Here is a 17,179-nt window from a genome sequence, read left to right as displayed (position 1 = left end):
GCCAAGGCGCCCGCCAGACCCCAGCCGTTGGGGATTATTCCACCGGTTCACTGACCCATTTTGCTCCGGGATTGACACCTGGGCGTTTTCACGAACGGCTTCACATCTCGACCCGCCAGTACGCGCGTATTGTCCGTGAGTGGGTGACATCCATCGGTCTGGAGGCCAGCGCCTATGGCACGCACTCGATGCGGTGCACCAAGGTCACGCAGATCTACAAGAAGACAGGCAACCTGCGGGCAGTCCAACTACTGTTGGGGCATACCAAGATGGACTGCACTGTCAGATACCTTGGCGTCGAGCTTGAAGATGCGCTGGCGATTGCCGAAGCTATCGAAATCTAAACGGCTGGGCCGTCTTCACGGACGGCCCGGACCTGCCCTTCACTTCGTGGCCGAGCGCCGCGGTGCAGCTTCACCAGACCGGCCGTTCGTCTATCGCGCAGCATTTTCGTGACGTGAAGGTCGGGAGAGCGGACGAAGGAGCCACTTTATCAACGCGGGCTGAGGTCTGGTTTATGTGCACAGCAATCTTCCCTTGTGGATCAAGTAAAACGCGCGAGCTCAGATCACACGGCCCTCGTTCGATGTTCTGACACGGCACTTGCCGCTTGCTGAAAGGCTGATCTGGTCAATTCCAAGTCGTCGGTTTTCAAGGCAAGGGATGGATAGAGTTTCCCGGGCGATTTGAAGACGCCATTGGCGCGCATGGTCGTGTTCCAGACCTCGTTGATCTTGGCATCGCGATGCTTGGCGGTTCGGTAATCGATCGGATCTACATCGGTGAAAAATATGTCGAACAGGGTCGGGTCGCCGCAGATACGGTGGTCGATCGCCTGCTCGGTCAGGGCAGCGGATTGCATGTCCATCAGGGTCTGGCCCAGCTCGCGCAGCCGCGCATACTGGCCCGGACGCCGCAGGATCTCCATCGTCTTGAGGCCCGCAGCCGCCGCCACCGGATTGCCCGAGAGCGTGCCGAGCTGCATGAGCCAATTCTCCGCTCCCACAGCCGACTTGTCGAAATGCGCCATGATCTCGGAGCTGGCGCCAAGCGCGGCCAGAGGAAAGCCGCCGCCGATGATCTTGCCCAGCGTGCAGATATCGGGTGTCACGCCATAGCGTTGCTGCGCACCGCCATAGGCAAGGCGAAAACCTGTCACGATCTCGTCGAAGATCAGCAATACACCGTGTTTGTCACACAGATCGCGCAGCCCTTGCAGAAAGCCGGGCTGCGCGGGGATTATGCGCTGCAACGGTTCTGCGATGATCGCTGCGATATCTTCATGTTCGCTGAGAAGGGAGGCGACGGCCTCAAGATCGTTGAAGGGCGCGATCAGCATCTCGTCGGCCACACCCTGCGGGATGCCGGCGCTATCGGGCACGGCCGTGGGGAAATTGACTTGTACCGCGGGGGCAAGGCTCATTTGTGCCTCGGCAGACATGCCGTGATAGCCTCCTTCGAACTTCAGGATCTTCGGCTTGCCGGTATAGGCGCGGGCAAGGCGAATGGCGTACATGTCTGCCTCACCGCCCGATGTGACGAAGCGGACCTGCTCACAGCAGGGCACAGCCTCGACGATCGCTTCGGCAAGTTCGATCCCCTTCGCGTTGTTGGCAAAGAATGTCATGCCCTTGGGTAGTTGTTCCAAGACGGCTTCCATCACTTCCGGGTGGCCATGCCCCAGAAGCATCGGGCCGGACCCGATCAGGTAGTCAACGTATTCTTTGCCGTCCTCATCCCAGACGCGGCTGCCTGCCCCTCGCGCGATTACGATGGAGGCATCGAAATTGCCGAAACCTGCGGCGGGAAGCACGTCGCGGGCGCGGTTGATCCAATCGGCTTGGGTGTAGATCCGGTTCATGAAGTCAATCCAGTATCAGGTCAGGTGCGCCGAGGCCGTCTTGATCGACGGTAATGCCAAGGCCCGGGGCATCGGGCGGCGCGATGCGGCCAGCCGCACGCGTTGGAGCATCCGGCGCGAGGCGCGGGCTGACATAGCCCGACAGATCACAGACGTTCAGAACACGGGAAGGTGGCGTTGCCGCCCCCAGATGCAGCGCGGCGGCTGTCACGATATCGCTGCCCCAGGTACATTCCACGCACATCTTTGCGCCCAGATGCAGGCACAGGTCGCGCGCGCGCCGCGTGGCCGACAGCCCGCCGAACTTTGATAATTTCAGCGCAACAGCGTCCATGATACCGAGCCGGTGGGCTTGCAGCATCGAGGCCGTATCATGGGCCAACTCGTCCATCTTCATCGGCAGGCCCGTGGCCGATTGCACCCGGGCGCAGTCCTCCAGCGTGGCACAGGGGGCCTCCAGCATGATATCCAAATGGGCCGCAGCACGCCCCACACGGATCGCGTCCAGCGTGGTCGCACCGCAGTTCCAGTCTCCATAGACCAGTGGGCCGGGCCCAACCGCCTCGCGCACCTTCGCCAGCCGCTCGACATCAGTTTGCCATTCCCCAGAGGCCCCCAGCTTGGCTTGGAACTGGGTGATCCCTGTGGCCTGCGCCTCGCGCGCGATGCGGGCCATCTCGTCCGGCTCAATGCAGGTGATGGAGTGATAGAGCGGCAAGGTGGCCTGCCGCTGTCCGCCCATCAGGGCGTGGAGCGGCAGGCCCGCAGTTTGCCCTGTGATGTCCCACAGTGCGATGTCCAGCGCGGATTTCGCGTAGACATGCCCGGGCAAAAAAGCATCGGCCTTGGCCATCAACGCTTCCGCACCGACAGGATCACCGCCAAGAATTACCGGTGCCAACTCCTGCAAAGCTGGCGCGACACCACGGGCATAGGCCGGCAAGTAATGCGGGATCGGGCAAACCTCGCCCCAACCGGTCAGCCCAGCATCGGTGTCGATCGCGATGACAACGGTTTCGACGGTGTCACACGTCTTGCCGTCCGCCATGTAATAGGCGGTATCGCTGGTCAGCGGCACATGCCAGAGCCGCAACCGGGTGATGCGCTGCCCCGTCCCAACGGGGACCAGAGAGGGCGCGGCGATACTGTTCATTCGGCAGGCTCGTGAACAACATCTGCGCGGGGCAACAGGCTTTGGGGATCATAGGCAGGCTCGCCCAAAACGCGGGCGGTGCGGGGTTTGCCGTGGATCACCACCTCGAGCGCGGTGCCGGGGGCGGCCGCATGGGGCTTGATATAGGCAAAGGCGAGGATCTTGCCGACCGTGTGGCCAAAGGCCACCGACGCGGTCGAGCCGACGACCGTGCCATTCAGCATCACCGCCTCCCCTCCGTGGCCGTCAATCTCTCCGTCGGGCTCAATCTCCAGATAGGCACAGACCCAAGGCAGATCGGCGTTCAGGGTCTTGTCGCGTCCCAGATAGTCCTTGTCCGACCGCGCAAAGCGCAGCACGTCGGCCTCGGCCGGGGTGACTTCGTTGGTCAATTCGCCTGCACCTTTGAAGCCCTTCTCCATACGCATCACGTTCATGGCGAAGCTGCCGTAATCGGCGATGCCATGGGTCTGACCTGCCTGCCAAAGTGCTGTATAGACATCCGCCATGGCTTCAAACGGCATGTGCAGTTCCCAGCCCAACTCGCCCGCATAGGACATGCGGAAGGCCCAGATGCTGTGCCCCGCGACGGTGATCTGCTGCGCCGAAAGCCAGCGGAAGGCGGCGTTGTCCAGTCGCGCATCCGTGCAGGCGGCCAGCACATCGCGGGACAGTGGCCCGTTGAGCGACAGCGCGCCCCATGTGCTGGACAGGGCGGTGATGGTCACCTCCTCGTCCGCCCGTTGCGCGGCCAGATGATCCAGCATGCGCTGTTCGAAGAAGGCGGCGCAGACGAGGTAGAACTTGTCTTCAGCCATACGAACAATCGTCGTCTCCAGTTCGATCCGGCCTCTCCGGTTCAGCATATGCGTGAGCGTGATCGACCCCACCTTCTGCGGCATCCGGTTCGCTGTCAGACGGTCCAGCAGCGCATAGGCGTCCGGCCCTTCGACCAGCACCTTGGTAAATGCGGTCACATCCATGATCCCCACACGCTTGCGCACCGCTTTGACCTCGGCCGCGACCATTTCGTCCACGACCGTTCGGCGGAAGGAATAGTGATCCTCCTGCGCAACGCCATCCTTCGCAAACCAGCGCGGGCGCTCGAAGCCGTAGACCTCTTCGAACACCGCGCCCTTGGATTTCAGCGTGTCATAGAGCGGCGAGGGCTTGATCGGGCGCCCGGCAAGCCGGTTGAAATGCGGGAACGGGATTTCGTGGCGCAGGCAGTAATCTTCCTTTGCCTTAACCACCTGCCAGTCCTTGTTGGCATAAGAACCAAACCGGCGTGGGTCATAGTCGCGCATCGAGATATCCGCCGCACCATGCACCATCCAGCGCGCCAGCTCGCGCGTCAGCCCCGGCCCCCAGCCAATGCCGATTTGCGTGCCGCAGCAGCACCAATAGTTGCGAACCCCCGGCGCGGGACCAACCAGCGGGTTTCCATCTGGCGGGTGACTGATCGCGCCATGGACGTCGCGTGAAATCCCAAGCTCTGCAAAGATCGGCATGCGGTTCAGCGATTCCTCCAACCACGGCATGACGCGGTCATAGTCCGCCGCAAACAGCTCGTTTTCGGCCTCCCAGGGGCAGTGATCCTCCCACACCGTGTTGGGGTTGGCCTTTTCGTAGATACCGATCAGGCCCTTTTTCTGTTCCATCCGGATATAGCCCGACACCTTGCGATCATCACGGATGACCGGCAATTCGCGCTCCAGATCGCGGAACTCCGGCACCTCGTCGGTGACGAAATAATGGTGAGTCATTGACGTCATGGGTAGTTGCAGGCCCGACCATTCGCCCATCTGGCGTGCATAGGTGCCGCCTGCGTTGACCACGTGTTCGCAGGTGATCGCGCCGCGCTCCGTCTCGACCACCCATTCGCCGCTATCGGCCTGCGTGATGTTGGTCGCGCGGCAGCGACGAATGATTTGAGCACCCTTGGCCCGTGCGCCCGCCGCCATCGCCATGGTGACATTGGTCGGGTCCACGTGGCCGTCATCGGGTGTGTGCAGCGCGCCCAACACGCCTTCGAGGTTGTAGAATGGATGCAACGCGGCAACCTGCTCAGGCCCCACCAACTCGATGTTGAACCCCAGCGTACGCCCGACAGAGAGCGTGTGGCGCAGCCAGTCCATCTCATCCTCGGTATAGGCCAGCCGGAACGATCCGCAGCCATGCCATGTGACGGCCTGCCCGGTCTCTGCCTCCAGCCCACCAGAATAAAGCCCGATGTTGTAATCCACGCATTTGCCAAGGCTGAAACTGGAGGTCGAATGGGTGATCTGCCCGGCGGCGTGCCATGTGCTGCCGCTCGTCAGTTCGGCCTTTTCAAGCAACACGACGTCCGGGCCCCAGCTTTCATGCGCAAGGTGATAGGCCAGCCCGACCCCCATCACACCACCACCGACAATGACCACACGGGCGTGGGTGGGAAACTCTTTGTCCGACATGGTCGCTTCCTTTGTTGGGGAGTCGCAAAACTTGTGGACAGGCTAAGTGGACGTGTGTACCAATGTCAATCATGAATGGAACAAATGTATCACACCAAGTTTTGGAGCGTCTCACCGCAGAGTGGGACGCCCTGACCCCCGAAGCGCAGAAGGCGGCCCGCTACGTACTGGAGAACCCCAATGACGTGGGAGTCTCGACCGTGCGTGAGATTGCCGAGGCGGCGAATGTCAAACCCAACACCTTTGTGCGCATGGCCCGCCAGGTAGGGTTCGAGGGCTATGAGGATTTCCGTGCGCCGTTCCGCGAGGCGATCCGCAAGGGCGCTGTCAGCTTCCCCGACCGGGCGCGCTGGTTGCAGGACATCCGCAAGTCGGACGATCTGGGTGGCCTGTATGCGGATATGGTCGAGGGGGCGATCCGCAACCTCGAAGAGACCTTTGCCAGCATCGACGCCGAGGCGCTGAAATCCGCCGCCGAGGCGATCTGGGCCAGCCGTCAGGTCTTTACCCTTGGCGTCGGGGTAAACAACGCGAACGCGCGCAATTTCACCTATCTCGCCTCCACCGGCATGGTGCAATTCCACGCCATCCCGCGGCCTGGCTCAACGCCCACCGACGATCTGGCCTGGGCGGACAAGCGCGATGTGTTGATTGCGATGTCCATGCGCCCCTACCGAACCGAGGTTGTCGCCGCCATCGAGGTCGCGCGCGAGCAAGGCCTGACCGTCATCGGCCTCAGCGACAGCCCCGCCAGCCCGATCATCCGCGCGGCTCACCATGGCTTTGTCGTCGCCGTGGACACGCCGCAGTTCTTCCCATCCTCTGTCTCGACAATCGCGCTTCTGGAAACCCTGCTGAGTTTTGTGATTGCGGTTGCGTCCGAGGAGATCGTGGAGCGGGTCGAAAAATTCCATGACCGCCGCCATCAGCTTGGCATTTACGTGAAGGAGCCGGAATGAAGGACGAAACGCCCCCGATCCGCTCGCTGGACGCGCGCTATTACACTGACCCAACGGTCTTCGAGGTCGAAAAATCGGGGCTGCTCGCCCGCACCTGGCAATTCGCCTGTCACGCCAGCCAGCTTGCAAATCCCGGCGACTACGTGGCCTTTGATCTGGGCGATGAAAGCCTGTTCTCGATCAAAGGGCGCGACGGTGAAATCCGCACCTTCTACAACGTCTGCCAACACCGCGCGCATCAACTTGTCAGCGGCGAAGGCTCAACCCGCGTCGTCGTCTGCCCCTATCACGCATGGACCTATGAGTTGACCGGCAAACTCCGCGCCGCGCCCAATGCCAAATCGGTGCCCGGCTTCGATGCCTCGAAGATTTGCCTGACCGAAGTGCGCACCGAGGTTTTCCTTGGCTTTGTCTTCGTCAACCTCGACCCGGATGCGAAGCCCATGGACGACTGGTTCCCGAACGCGCGGACGGAGTTGGAGGCGTTTGTGCCCAACTGGGCCGATCTGAAGCCGCTGGAATGGGTGGAGATCCCCGAGAATTGCAACTGGAAGGTCTCGGTCGAGAATTACTCCGAATGCTACCATTGCACCCTGAACCATCCGACTTTTGCCACCGGCGTTGTCCGGCCGGAAACCTATGACATCCAGCCGCAGGGGTATTGCCTGCGCCACACCACCGAATGCAATGACCTCAGCCAGATGACCTATGACATCGACAGCGGCTTTGCCAACAATGACAAGTATTCGTCGTGGTTCCTCTGGCCGATGTTCTCGGTTCAGGTCTACCCCGGCAACCTGCTGAACACCTACCACTGGCGCGCGGTCGATGCCGATCACGTGGTGGTCTGGCGCGGGTGGTATTCCGTCGGCGGCTATGACGACGAAACCGTGCGCCGCATGGCGCAACAGGACCGCGCCACCACGGTCGAAGAAGACATCCACCTGGTGGAATCCGTCCAACGCGGGCTGAAATCGCGCGGCTACGTTCCCGGCCCGCTGGTGGTCGATCCTGCCTGCGGGGTGAATTCGGAACATTCCGTCATGCACCTGCAACGCTGGATGCGAGAGGCTGTTGATGGCTGATGTGAAGCCTTACTGGCAGAATTACATCGACGGCGCGTGGGTCCATGGCGGTGCGGGCCGGATCGACGTGACCGACCCCGCGACCGGCGAACGGATCGCGGAACACGCCCTTGCCGATGCAGCTGACGTTGACCGCGCCGTAGGGGCCGCCCGCCGGGTGCATCTGTCGGGCGCGCTGACCGCCATGCGGCCCATCGAACGGGGCCGCATGGTGCAGGCCATGGGGCGGTATCTGCTCGACCACAAGGACGAGATCGCCTGTATCCTCACGCTGGAACAGGGCAAGCCGCTTTGGGAAAGCCATATCGAGGTCGAGGGGGCGGCGCTTTATTTCGAATACTATGGCAATCAAGCAAGCACGGTCGAAGGTCGCTCGATCCCCCTTGGCGCGGGCTACATGGACTGGACGGAATACGAGCCATTTGGCGTCTCGGCCCAGATCATCCCGTGGAATTACCCGGTCGAGATGACCGCGCGCACGCTTTCGGCGGCGCTGGCCACAGGCAATACCTGCGTGATCAAATCGCCCGAGATGACGCCGCTGACCAATGCCTGGCTGGCCCGCGCGGCCGAGGCGGCAGGGTTCCCACCCGGCGCGGTCAACGTGATCTGTGGGCTGGGACGCGCCGCTGGCGCGGCGCTGGCTGGACACCGGGATGTGAACCAGATCGTGTTTACCGGCTCTGTGCCCACCGGCATCGCGATTGCAACCGCAGCGGCCCGAAACGTGGTGCCCTGCGTGCTGGAACTGGGCGGAAAATCGGCGGCCATCGTGTATGATGATGCTGACCTTGACGCCTTCGAGAATGACATCCGCTGGGGCATCTATTTCAACGCGGGGCAAGTCTGCTCGGCCATGTCGCGCGTGATCGTCCACGAAAGCCGCCACGACGAACTGGTCGAACGGGCCGAGAAGGTCGCAAAGTCCCTCTCCGTCGGCCCCGGCATCGAGCGCACAGAGTTTGGCGCTAACATGGGGGCGATGGTCAGCGACGGCCAGCGTGACCGCGCCCTTGGCATGATCGCCCGCGCCGAAGAACAGGGCGCACGGATCGCTGCAGGCGGGCGCAAGCCCAACCGTCCCGGAGCGTTCCTGGAGCCCACGGTGCTGTCGGGCGTGACACCCGATATGGACATCGCGCAGCAAGAGGTCTTTGGTCCTGTCCTGTCGGTGCTTTCCTCCCGCGAGGACGCTCAGGCGATCGAAATCGCCAATGGCACCGACTACGGGCTGGTGGCGGGTGTGTTTACCGCAGATCTGGATCGCGCGACCCTCGCGGCGCGGCAACTTCGCGCCGGTCAGGTCTTCGTCAACGAATGGTATGCCGGCGGCGTTGAAACGCCCTTTGGGGGCTACGGTAAATCCGGCTATGGCCGCGAAAAGGGGCGCGAGGCGCTGTGGAACTACGTGCAGACCAAGAATATCGCGATCCGGCTGAAAGGATAACACCATGAGCGCATTCGACGAAGACCTGTTCCTGAAGGGGTTGGAACAACGCAAAGCGACGCTGGGCGCGGAGTATGTCGAAAAGAACCTCGCCGCCGCCGATGACTTCACCCGCCCTTTTCAGCAGGCGATGACAGCCTGGTGCTGGGGCTTTGGCTGGGCCGATGATGTGATCGACGCAAAGACCCGCAGCATGATGAACCTGTCGATGATCGGCGCGCTTGGCAAAATGCACGAGTGGGAAACCCATTGCCGCGGCGCGCTTAACAATGGCGTCACCCAGGATGAAATCCGCGCAATCATCCACGTGATCGGCATCTATTGCGGCGTGCCGCAAGCGCTGGAATGCTTTCGCGTGGCCCGTCGGGTTCTGGAAGAGGGCTAACAATAGAGATTATCCGGGCATGCCCGCAAATGCGCGAGGGCATTCTTGGGCAGACGAGAACATATCATTCAGCGACACTCTCGGAGCAATGGCCAATGACCGCTCTCTTTTGAATCCCAGACAATTGTCCGCTCCGCAGCATCTGTCAATCTTGGCTCGAAGGAGACCTCGGATGCATCGCAGCATCATGTGATACGATGTCTTGTCAACGTCTGGTTGTCGATGTGGGAGGGCGTGGTGGATCGGAGAATCCATCATGCAGACACCAAACTTACCCGCCATCCGCGCACTGCGCCCTGCCTGGAACAAAGGCCGGATCGTCGGTAAGAAAAGACCGCTCAAGCCGAAACATGTCTGGGCGATCAGGGTGCGGCTGGAGCTGGCCGAGAACCATCGTGATCTGGCCCTCTTCAATCTTGCAATCGACAGCAAGCTGCGCGGCTGCGATCTGGTGAAGATGAAGGTGGTCGATGTCACGGCGTCAGGCCAAATCAAGGAGCGCGCGTCGGTTCTGCAAAGCAAGACACGCAAACCTGTGCGTTTCGAAATCTCTGAAGGAACCCGCTCATCGCTGGCAAGGTGGATGCGGGAGCCGCTGATGATCGGATCCGAATACCTTTGGCCTGGGCGCTTTCACGAACGGCTTCACATTTCGACCCGCCAGTACGCACGGATTGTGCGTGACTGGGTGACATCCATTGGTCTGGAGGCAAGCGCCTATGGCACGCACTCGATGCGGCGCACCAAGGTGACCCAAATCTACAAGAAGACAGGCAACCTTCGGGCCGTCCAGCTGTTGTTGGGCCATACCAAGATGGACAGCACTGTCAGATACCTTGGCGTAGAACTTGAAGATGCGCTGGCCATCGCCGAAGCTATCGAAATCTAAACGGCTGGGCCGTCTTCACGGACGGCCCAGAGCTGACCTTTGCACGCACTCCGGCGCCTCTGCGCAGTATCGCCGAACCAGCCATTCGCTGCGCCTGCGAGATTTGAGCTCTGCCCGGAGGGTGGCAGTGCGGACAAATCGGCCGTCGGGGTCGGCGTATTGCGGAGCCGTCCGCGCGCCCAGATCCGTCCATTCGTCGGCTGAATAGAGGAACGGGTACTCGATCGCAGAAGCGGAGATGGCAAAAACGGGCCAGGCTGGCGCGGAGATCTCCAGACTTGCGCGGCTCTCGATCACCAGATGATCAGTCGGAGTGTCAAAGACTGCGGTCCCTATGGAATTGCCGGCCACATCATGTGCCCAGGTTACAGTGGCCGTCGGAGTTATGGACAGGACGTGCGAAAACAGCCGCAGTTCCCGCGTTTCGCGCGGACGCAGCATGAACCTATGCGGCCCGAGAGAAACTTGGTGCCGGTATCGGTAGGTCGTGGTGTGAACGGTTTCTAAGCAGACCAAACAAGGGTTCCAGTGCGGTCGGAGGAGGATGGCGTGCGCGCCTGATGATAGTCAGCGGCGGCGCGATGCGCCCGGGCTGACGGGCACCGCGTTTCGCCAGGCCTTCAAGCTCTTGCAGGGCCGACAGATCCGTTCTCCAAAGCCTTCACTCCAGAAAACGACGTCGCATCTCAGACAAGGACGCTCTTGAGGGACATCACCCAAGGCCCTGCCGCGGGCGATGCCCGGAATTGCTGCGTCGACCACGGTCTTGTTCGCGCTCATATCGAATCCGCTTTGACTTTCTTGCGGGAAGCAGACGATCCTGTCGGTCGCGAGGGCATGCCTTCGTTTTCGGCAGCCTGGATTGACGCGTTTTCGCGTGCTCTCTGGTGCGCCGGCTTCGGGTCCAGCACATCCCTGTCGGACTGGGGCGTCCGGAGCCCAGAATAGAGATGTCGCAATTGCGCCTCGGATACCCCGTCAGCCTGCATCACGAGGCGCACCATCGGATCTGCCAGCATTTCCTCGAGAAAAAGGTCGGACAACGCCTTGCCGGTCAGCTTGTCCCTGGCGCGTGCGTGGTCGATGTCGGCAAGGGAAACAGTCAGGGCCCGCGCAAGCCCGGGATGCGATATCCGGGGATGAAGCTTCACCAGGACGGAGGCCTTCCAGGCCGCGGAATCCTTTTGATCCGGGGGTGAAACCAACTCCGTTTCGATCTCGTACTCTCCCGCCGGGAGCGTCTCGTTGAAGCCGGGTACATTGAACGGTCGGGCGAACACCGCGACGGACTTGCTCGTCAGATCTCCCATCGACGTATTCCTCCATGCTGCTGCTGCGGGTGGTTGGCGCGCCCTTTGAGAATGGGGCGCGTGGCTTGTGTACGTCTCAAGATGTCTTGGACTTCGCTGGCGCTTCCTTGCCGGCGGCATTGGACTCGTTCTGCTTGGCAGGGGTCTTCGCTGTTCCGGCAGGCCTCCGCTTCATTGCAGCCGCAGCCCGAGCGGTCAGGTCCTTGAAGGACATGTCATCGATCCTTTGATTGGCCGACGCCAACTCCTCGTCCATGGTGAACCGGGAGGCTTGGCATCGGTTCTACATATATGGGGACTGGTCACTCAATTTACGACGGCGCACCGCAAAGGAAACCAAGGTCAGTCAGGCCAATTCATCTGTCCAGACCTTGAATTCCGTCAAAGTGTTCTCCCCGAATGTCTGGGTCAAAGGCACATCGGCGGCATCGCGCCCGCGCGCGATCAGTATTCTCGCGAACCTCGGCTTGTTGTTCCGCGGGTCGAACATGTGCCATTCACCACCGAGAAAGACTTCCATCCACGCGGCGAAGTCGCCGGGCGGATGAGGGAGAGGCTCACCGATGTCGCTCAGATATCCGGTGCAGTAGCGTGCCGGAATGTTCATGCAGCGACACAGGGCGATGGCGAGATGGGCGAAGTCGCGGCAGACACCCTGCCGCTCGGCCAGGGTCTGCGATGCGGTGCGCGTCGCTTTCGCCTGCATGTAGTCGAAACGGACATGTCCGTGCACGAAATCACAGATCGCCTGAACGCGGGACCAACCGGGGTCCGTGGTCTCGAAACGACGCCAGGCTTGCTCCGAAAGAAGATCGGTGTCGCAATACCGGCTCCCCTGCAGGAACACGAGGGTCTCGGATGGCAGATCCTGAACCGCGTGCTGATGCGCGTCTACGGATGTGGGATCAGGCCGGCCCGTGTCGCGGAAAATGCCATTCGACGACAGGCAGAAATCGCCCGCCGGAGCCATGAGCCGCGTACACCAGTTGCCGAAGCCGTCCCGGTAGCTTTCGAGCGGAACGCTTGGCGACGTTACGAGATAATCGGCGCGCTCCAGATCGCCAAAGCGCGAGTAGTGGACGTTCAGCAGCGCGATCAGCGGCGTCGGCTGCGGAAAGCTGTATCGCAGTCGACAGCCTATGCTGACCCGCATGCCGGATACACGGCCGCGCTTTGTCTTGTCACGATCACCGTCCAAGAATGCACACCCCGTTGGAAAGCCGGAAGCCTCGATTGCAGCTCCACCGGTTGCCGGACCGGTCGAGATAGGCGTTCTCCGGCAGATCGATAGCGACGCAGTCGCCGCTCAGCGGCGCGTACCCACGCTCACAGGTCCAACCTGGTCCATAGGATGCCTGGTCGAGAAACGCATTCGCCGGCAGGATAATGGCGTCGCATCGGTTGTCGATCTTGACAAAGCCTCTCTCGCACGCCCAAGCGGCGCCGTAAGTTGCGTTGGTCAGAAACGCGTTCGCTGGCACGGCAATTGGCATGCACGTCCCCGCCACGGCCGCGTAGCCGCGCTCGCAGGTCCACCCTGTTCCCGAGCTGTCCTCTGTCAGATAGGCGTGCTCGGGCAGCACGATCGGCAGACAGGCATCGCGCTCTTGCCGGAAACCGCGTTCGCATTGCCAATCATAACCGTGAGACCGGAGAAAGGCGTTGGCGGGCACCGGGATGGGAATGCAGGACGTTCCGTTCACTTCCTCAAACCCACGATCGCATTCCCACCCCGTCCCGTAGGAACGCCCGGTCGGATAGGCATGCGCGGGGATATCGAGCGCCAGACATTCGGCACCCTCCACCCGGTAACCGGCATCACAGTCCCAGCCGTCGCCGTAGCTACGCGGCTGGGCGTTCTCGGGCATTGGTCCGATGCCATCCTGTGCAAAGGCCGGGAAGGCCAGGGACGCGATCACACCGGTCGCGAAGGCCAGTTTCGCGAACTGCCGTTCCTGCAGATGTCCGGTCGGTTTGTTGCCGTCGACACGTTCTTCAGGATCGGTCGTTCGCGGCGCCGGCGCCGGCAAAGTTTCCGCGTGTACCACGGCCTGTCCGGCCTCAAATGACCTGTCATGAGACATGACTTCGTCTCTCAAAGCTCAAGGGCCGCGAGACAGGCCTGCGCGATGTCACGGTCGGGGGCATCGGTTCCGGGAACCGTCGCCCAGCCGGCCGCCATGACGGCATCGCGCCGTTTATAGGTCGACGCGGCCCGGATCGTTTCAAGCTTCTCCGCCCGTGCCGGGTCGGACCGTGCCATGTCAAGGCAGACCGGGACCATGGACGCCACCACATCGTTGCGGGACATCGCCATCGCCCTGTCATTTGCGGTGCTACCGGTCACCCAGCCGCCCCAGGAAAATCCGACGATGCCGACGACGGCAGCGCCGATTACGGCACCATAGATACCGGGTTTGAGCCATTCGGGAGTGTTCATGTGCTGTCCTCCTGCGGGGAAAGCGCCGCATCGCTGTGATTGTTCGTCTTCCTGGTCGCGGCCTGATCACGGATCAGGGCCTCTTTCAGGTCGTCTTCTGAAATCGCCCGCAACTCGGAGCGCCCCGCGTGTCTGCCTCTGCCGCGCACCGTCAGGAAGGTCGCCGTCCGTCTGTAAGCCTCGAAGCTCAGCCCCTGAAGAAGCTCTTCTTCGACAAGAATTTCGTAGTCGCCCGCAGGCAGGTCGCCTGGGTATCCCGACAAGGTGAACGGGTTTGAAAACGTCACCGTCGATCTGGTCGACCGCATGTTCATCTCTGGTCTCCGCGATGTTGGCAGATCCGTCGCTCACCACTGGCGAGGACCCCTTGGAGTCCGGGCCTGACCAATCGAACGATTTCTCTTCTTGTACGCCGGGATCGTTTGGCTGGTGCTGACACATGTTAGTCCCGGTCCCCAAACCGGTTGCGACCTTCCCGGGGACAGTTGCTGGCACTGACCTGTGTAAGGGCGCCGGAACTGACCTGCGCGTAGACTTGGGGAAACAGGGACGAATTGCGTTCCTGCAATCAAGGAATGGAATGACCATGGCCGAAGGCAAAATTCTCAACCCGAACCCGCCCGAGTTCGAGCGATTTCTCTATGCGTCGGTCGGCGAGGACCGGAACGGATATGTCGTGACGGTCCTCTCCACCCTCGCGCGGCTTGGCCTCGATCCATGGAAGGAAGCCGCTGAACTGGTCGCGCTTGGGCGCGACGGAGGGCGCGCGAGGTTGGGAACGCTGCTGGCGCGATTCCGGGACGTTCCCACGCTCGCAAGCGATAATGGCAGGGTCGCACGAGACCTGACTCTGCTGCTCCCCGTCGGCCAGGCATCATTGGGTCTGAAGCGGGCTGTCTCGACGGTCGGCAACGGTCGCCTGGGCACTGGCCGCGCAATCTGGGCAATACTCGCAATCGTCTTCGTGCTGTATCAGGTGCTGACGGCTGGCGGTTCGGGCTTTGGCGAATGACAGTTTCAGCGAAGACCGCCAAGACGCCGGACCATGCCGCGCACCAGTCCGGGACGCTGTCGCCGAGGGAACAGAGTGTTCTCTGGGATATGGAGGAGCACTTCTGGACCAGCGGCGCGGACAATGCGCAGGCGACGACGGCAAGCAACGCCGTCATGATCTTTCCGTATCCTCCCTGCATCCTGCAGGGCGATCATATCTGGAACCACATGAAAAAGAGAACCGGCTGGCGGACCGCCATCATGGCCGAGCGGCGGGTGACGAGCTGTCGTGACATCGCCATTCTCACCTATCGGATCTCGGCCGAGAAACCCGACGTCCCGATCTACAAGGCGCTCTGTGCCTCGACATATCTTCTCGACGAAGACAAATGGCTGCGACTGGCCCACCAGCAAACGACAGTGGTGTGACCTGCGCACGGTCTTTGCATTTGCCGGGTCAGACGCCCGTGTGGCTGGTATCTTTCTGCGCGCGGACTCCCGGTCTACCCTGGGCGCCTTCAATAATCCGCAGCGGCGCGCGCGAGGGCTAACCTGCGTCAGTGCGGCGACGCGCCGACGTGGGTAGGGAGAGATGCGTCCGCCGAACATTTGGCGGCGCATTTTTTCCGAGTACCCGAGAAGCGTGCGGGCGTGCCGATCCCCAAACGGTTGGCATGTTGGCGCGCTTCTTATTCTCGGAACGTCCATGAAAGGACAATCCAGTGACTCCCGAACAGAAAAAAACCGCCGAGAAGATGACATCCGTGAAGGCCGCGTGGGACAAGGCGCCCTCTGGTCCGAAGAAGGAGGCGGCGCTGAAGCATTACAAAGCCGCCGAAAAGGCGAACACGGCGAAGAACGTCGCCGAGACCAACAAGGAACTCGATGCGGCGACCCACGCCCTCGCGTGACCGCCCGCGTCTGACGTGACATCCGGGGCCGCCCTCCAGGTAATGGAGGGCGGCCCTTTCATTTCAACAGCGGCCCGGTCTGGTCCAGATATGCCGAATCGAACTCGGCAAGTTCCACCAGACCGCCATAGTCGTGAAACGTCACATGTCCGTCCCGAAAGGTCACCAGTCCACTCTCGCGAAGCTGCCGCAGAACGCGGTTCACATGGACCGCGCTCAACCCCAGCGTATCGGCGAGGTGATACTGCGTCAGCGGGCAGTCGAACCCGTCTTTGCCGCCCATGCCGACCAGCGCAAGCCGCGATCCCAGTTCCAGCAGGAAATGCGCCATGCGGGCGTCCGCATCACGCCGACCGATTCCGACAAGATGCTCCACGACCATCGCCTCGTCTCTTGACGCCGCCCAGAGGATGGCGGTCGCCAGGCGCGGGGTCTGGGCGAAGGCCTCCAGCAGGTCGCTCGTCAGTACTTCGGCGGCCTCGATATCCACGATGGGCTCGAAACTGTGGTCCGAGGTGCGCAAGAGAACGCTCCGCAAGCCCAGGAAATCGCCCGGGATCTGGAAATCCACGATCTGGCGCGTCCCGTCGGCCTGCAGCTTGTAGGAACAGACCCACCCCGCGGACAGGATATAGGCGGCCCGGGCCGACTGGCCCTGATGCACCATTTCGCGCCCCGCGACGAAAGACCGGCGCCGCTGGTGCAATCGTTCCAGCACGTCCAGTTCGACATCCGACAGGGCGACGAAGGCCGAAAGCTTGCGGGTAAGGGGGCTGTGTTCGATTGATGTCATGGGGCCTCCTGGCGTGTCGTGACCCAAAAGCGGAAATCGGCCCGGACACTGCTCTGGATCAGTCCAGCATAGGGCAATTCTTGCGAGAAGTATGGATGCATTTGAACCACCTATCCCCGGTTCAAGATGCCAAGAAAGGAATCCCGGATGTCGACCGCAAGCGAACATGCGGGCCTGGCCGCCCTGTCGATCTGCGAGGCGCTGTTGCTTGCCTTGAACGATCGCGGGCTGCTGCCGGAGCACGAGATCGTGGGCATTCTTCGCGATGCCGCGGCGACCCATGAGAACGCCGTCGGCACGGAATTCGAGACGGAAGATCACCGGGCCGTCGCGGACTTGATCAACGCGATCATCGCTGGCGGAAACACGGCTCAACGCTTGTGAAGTCGAGCTTCGACGATGTGCGGAATCCGTCTCGGATATTAGGGTCAGGACTCGTTCTCACTCAAAGCCAGAAGATGACGGTTGCGGCGAGTGCGATCGCTGAGAAGAAGGTCTTC

At 61.7% G+C, this 17,179-nt stretch carries 20 protein-coding genes; 10 read left to right on the top strand and 10 right to left on the bottom strand.

Features of this window, described 5'->3' with window-relative positions:
* Window positions 1–344: tyrosine-type recombinase/integrase (locus KZZ07_RS25805; RefSeq protein WP_255564604.1), on the top strand; the 344-nt coding region annotated here is incomplete at its 5' end.
* A gap of 224 nt (window positions 345–568) precedes the next feature.
* Here KZZ07_RS25805 and KZZ07_RS25800 read toward each other — a convergent pair.
* From KZZ07_RS25800 to KZZ07_RS25790, 3 genes are read right to left on the bottom strand one after another with little or no spacing between them, the layout of a single operon-like run.
* Entirely contained in the window at window positions 569–1,861 is a 1,293-nt protein-coding gene (locus KZZ07_RS25800) for an aspartate aminotransferase family protein (protein WP_219519569.1), read from the bottom strand.
* A 4-nt stretch (window positions 1,862–1,865) separates the two neighbouring features.
* Window positions 1,866–3,014, bottom strand: coding sequence for a mandelate racemase/muconate lactonizing enzyme family protein (locus KZZ07_RS25795; protein WP_219519566.1), 1,149 nt, complete (start codon window positions 3,012–3,014; stop codon window positions 1,866–1,868).
* On the bottom strand, window positions 3,011–5,467 hold the full coding sequence (locus tag KZZ07_RS25790; protein ID WP_219519563.1) for an FAD-dependent oxidoreductase: 2,457 nt from the start codon (window positions 5,465–5,467) through the stop codon (window positions 3,011–3,013). The genes KZZ07_RS25795 and KZZ07_RS25790 overlap by 4 nt, the downstream gene beginning before the upstream one ends.
* 71 nt (window positions 5,468–5,538) lie before the next feature.
* Here KZZ07_RS25790 and KZZ07_RS25785 point away from each other — a divergent pair, with 71 nt between their 5' ends.
* From KZZ07_RS25785 to KZZ07_RS25765, 5 genes are all read left to right on the top strand, one after another.
* Entirely contained in the window at window positions 5,539–6,426 is an 888-nt protein-coding gene (locus KZZ07_RS25785; RefSeq protein WP_219519560.1) for a MurR/RpiR family transcriptional regulator, read from the top strand.
* Window positions 6,423–7,511 (top strand): aromatic ring-hydroxylating oxygenase subunit alpha, encoded by a 1,089-nt coding sequence (locus KZZ07_RS25780; protein WP_219519557.1) that lies wholly within the window; start codon window positions 6,423–6,425, stop codon window positions 7,509–7,511. The genes KZZ07_RS25785 and KZZ07_RS25780 overlap by 4 nt, the downstream gene beginning before the upstream one ends.
* Window positions 7,504–8,958, top strand: a complete 1,455-nt coding sequence (locus tag KZZ07_RS25775) for an aldehyde dehydrogenase family protein (RefSeq protein ID WP_219519554.1) — start codon at window positions 7,504–7,506, stop codon at window positions 8,956–8,958. Before KZZ07_RS25780 ends, KZZ07_RS25775 begins: the two co-directional genes overlap by 8 nt.
* A 4-nt stretch (window positions 8,959–8,962) precedes the next feature.
* Complete coding sequence (locus KZZ07_RS25770; protein WP_219519552.1) at window positions 8,963–9,343, top strand: carboxymuconolactone decarboxylase family protein; 381 nt, start codon at window positions 8,963–8,965, stop codon at window positions 9,341–9,343.
* A 256-nt stretch (window positions 9,344–9,599) separates the two neighbouring features.
* Window positions 9,600–10,232 carry a tyrosine-type recombinase/integrase gene (locus tag KZZ07_RS25765; RefSeq protein ID WP_219519548.1) on the top strand — a complete coding sequence of 211 codons (633 nt, stop codon included), beginning with the start codon at window positions 9,600–9,602 and terminating at the stop codon, window positions 10,230–10,232.
* Between the two features lie 15 nt (window positions 10,233–10,247).
* Here KZZ07_RS25765 and KZZ07_RS25760 read toward each other — a convergent pair whose 3' ends face one another.
* The 6 genes from KZZ07_RS25760 to KZZ07_RS25735 form a co-directional block, all read right to left on the bottom strand.
* The gene (locus KZZ07_RS25760) at window positions 10,248–10,748 is read right to left on the bottom strand and encodes a transglutaminase N-terminal domain-containing protein (protein WP_219519539.1); all 501 of its coding nucleotides are present in this window, start codon (window positions 10,746–10,748) and stop codon (window positions 10,248–10,250) included.
* A 260-nt stretch (window positions 10,749–11,008) separates the two neighbouring features.
* Window positions 11,009–11,542, bottom strand: coding sequence for a hypothetical protein (locus KZZ07_RS25755; RefSeq protein WP_219519536.1), 534 nt, complete (start codon window positions 11,540–11,542; stop codon window positions 11,009–11,011).
* A gap of 346 nt (window positions 11,543–11,888) precedes the next feature.
* A complete protein-coding gene (locus KZZ07_RS25750; RefSeq protein WP_219519573.1) occupies window positions 11,889–12,695 on the bottom strand; it encodes a transglutaminase-like domain-containing protein in 807 nt (268 codons plus the stop codon).
* 34 nt (window positions 12,696–12,729) lie between these two features.
* The gene (locus KZZ07_RS25745; protein WP_219519534.1) at window positions 12,730–13,626 is read right to left on the bottom strand and encodes a hypothetical protein; all 897 of its coding nucleotides are present in this window, start codon (window positions 13,624–13,626) and stop codon (window positions 12,730–12,732) included.
* An 11-nt stretch (window positions 13,627–13,637) separates the two neighbouring features.
* Window positions 13,638–13,982: a hypothetical protein gene (locus tag KZZ07_RS25740; protein WP_219519531.1), complete on the bottom strand. Its 345-nt coding sequence runs from the start codon at window positions 13,980–13,982 to the stop codon at window positions 13,638–13,640.
* Window positions 13,979–14,296 carry a hypothetical protein gene (locus tag KZZ07_RS25735; RefSeq protein WP_219519528.1) on the bottom strand — a complete coding sequence of 106 codons (318 nt, stop codon included), beginning with the start codon at window positions 14,294–14,296 and terminating at the stop codon, window positions 13,979–13,981. The genes KZZ07_RS25740 and KZZ07_RS25735 overlap by 4 nt, the downstream gene beginning before the upstream one ends.
* A gap of 266 nt (window positions 14,297–14,562) precedes the next feature.
* Here KZZ07_RS25735 and KZZ07_RS25730 point away from each other — a divergent pair, with 266 nt between their 5' ends.
* From KZZ07_RS25730 to KZZ07_RS25720, 3 genes are all read left to right on the top strand, one after another.
* Window positions 14,563–14,994 carry a hypothetical protein gene (locus tag KZZ07_RS25730; protein ID WP_219519525.1) on the top strand — a complete coding sequence of 144 codons (432 nt, stop codon included), beginning with the start codon at window positions 14,563–14,565 and terminating at the stop codon, window positions 14,992–14,994.
* Window positions 14,991–15,404: a hypothetical protein gene (locus tag KZZ07_RS25725; protein ID WP_255564602.1), complete on the top strand. Its 414-nt coding sequence runs from the start codon at window positions 14,991–14,993 to the stop codon at window positions 15,402–15,404. The genes KZZ07_RS25730 and KZZ07_RS25725 overlap by 4 nt, the downstream gene beginning before the upstream one ends.
* A gap of 293 nt (window positions 15,405–15,697) precedes the next feature.
* Entirely contained in the window at window positions 15,698–15,886 is a 189-nt protein-coding gene (locus KZZ07_RS25720) for a hypothetical protein (RefSeq protein WP_219519522.1), read from the top strand.
* Between the two features lie 58 nt (window positions 15,887–15,944).
* Here KZZ07_RS25720 and KZZ07_RS25715 read toward each other — a convergent pair whose 3' ends face one another.
* Window positions 15,945–16,679, bottom strand: a complete 735-nt coding sequence (locus KZZ07_RS25715) for a Crp/Fnr family transcriptional regulator (RefSeq protein WP_219519519.1) — start codon at window positions 16,677–16,679, stop codon at window positions 15,945–15,947.
* Window positions 16,680–16,826: 147 nt separating this feature from the next.
* Between KZZ07_RS25715 and KZZ07_RS25710 the strand changes: the two genes are divergently transcribed.
* Complete coding sequence (locus KZZ07_RS25710; RefSeq protein WP_219519516.1) at window positions 16,827–17,063, top strand: hypothetical protein; 237 nt, start codon at window positions 16,827–16,829, stop codon at window positions 17,061–17,063.
* The last annotated feature ends 116 nt before the right edge of the window (window positions 17,064–17,179 follow it).

The sequence above is a fragment of the Mameliella sp. CS4 genome (genome assembly GCF_019392335.1).
Classification (GTDB): domain Bacteria; phylum Pseudomonadota; class Alphaproteobacteria; order Rhodobacterales; family Rhodobacteraceae; genus Antarctobacter.
The sequence above is the reverse complement of the archived record's forward strand: the minus strand, read 5'-3'. Positions and strand labels throughout refer to the sequence as shown.

What these genes read in the sequence shown, in the direction of transcription:
- KZZ07_RS25780 (WP_219519557.1), top strand. Translation starts at nt 6,423, where the DNA reads ATGAAGGACGAAACGCCCCCGATCCGCTCGCTGGACGCGCGCTATTAC.
- KZZ07_RS25790 (WP_219519563.1), bottom strand. Translation starts at nt 5,467, where the DNA reads ATGTCGGACAAAGAGTTTCCCACCCACGCCCGTGTGGTCATTGTCGGT.
- KZZ07_RS25740 (WP_219519531.1), bottom strand. Translation starts at nt 13,982, where the DNA reads ATGAACACTCCCGAATGGCTCAAACCCGGTATCTATGGTGCCGTAATC.
- KZZ07_RS25750 (WP_219519573.1), bottom strand. Translation starts at nt 12,695, where the DNA reads ATGCGGGTCAGCATAGGCTGTCGACTGCGATACAGCTTTCCGCAGCCG.
- KZZ07_RS25710 (WP_219519516.1), top strand. Translation starts at nt 16,827, where the DNA reads ATGTCGACCGCAAGCGAACATGCGGGCCTGGCCGCCCTGTCGATCTGC.
- KZZ07_RS25735 (WP_219519528.1), bottom strand. Translation starts at nt 14,296, where the DNA reads ATGAACATGCGGTCGACCAGATCGACGGTGACGTTTTCAAACCCGTTC.
- KZZ07_RS25755 (WP_219519536.1), bottom strand. Translation starts at nt 11,542, where the DNA reads ATGGGAGATCTGACGAGCAAGTCCGTCGCGGTGTTCGCCCGACCGTTC.
- KZZ07_RS25730 (WP_219519525.1), top strand. Translation starts at nt 14,563, where the DNA reads ATGACCATGGCCGAAGGCAAAATTCTCAACCCGAACCCGCCCGAGTTC.
- KZZ07_RS25715 (WP_219519519.1), bottom strand. Translation starts at nt 16,679, where the DNA reads ATGACATCAATCGAACACAGCCCCCTTACCCGCAAGCTTTCGGCCTTC.
- KZZ07_RS25785 (WP_219519560.1), top strand. Translation starts at nt 5,539, where the DNA reads ATGAATGGAACAAATGTATCACACCAAGTTTTGGAGCGTCTCACCGCA.
- KZZ07_RS25725 (WP_255564602.1), top strand. Translation starts at nt 14,991, where the DNA reads ATGACAGTTTCAGCGAAGACCGCCAAGACGCCGGACCATGCCGCGCAC.
- KZZ07_RS25775 (WP_219519554.1), top strand. Translation starts at nt 7,504, where the DNA reads ATGGCTGATGTGAAGCCTTACTGGCAGAATTACATCGACGGCGCGTGG.
- KZZ07_RS25765 (WP_219519548.1), top strand. Translation starts at nt 9,600, where the DNA reads ATGCAGACACCAAACTTACCCGCCATCCGCGCACTGCGCCCTGCCTGG.
- KZZ07_RS25795 (WP_219519566.1), bottom strand. Translation starts at nt 3,014, where the DNA reads ATGAACAGTATCGCCGCGCCCTCTCTGGTCCCCGTTGGGACGGGGCAG.
- KZZ07_RS25745 (WP_219519534.1), bottom strand. Translation starts at nt 13,626, where the DNA reads ATGTCTCATGACAGGTCATTTGAGGCCGGACAGGCCGTGGTACACGCG.
- KZZ07_RS25770 (WP_219519552.1), top strand. Translation starts at nt 8,963, where the DNA reads ATGAGCGCATTCGACGAAGACCTGTTCCTGAAGGGGTTGGAACAACGC.
- KZZ07_RS25800 (WP_219519569.1), bottom strand. Translation starts at nt 1,861, where the DNA reads ATGAACCGGATCTACACCCAAGCCGATTGGATCAACCGCGCCCGCGAC.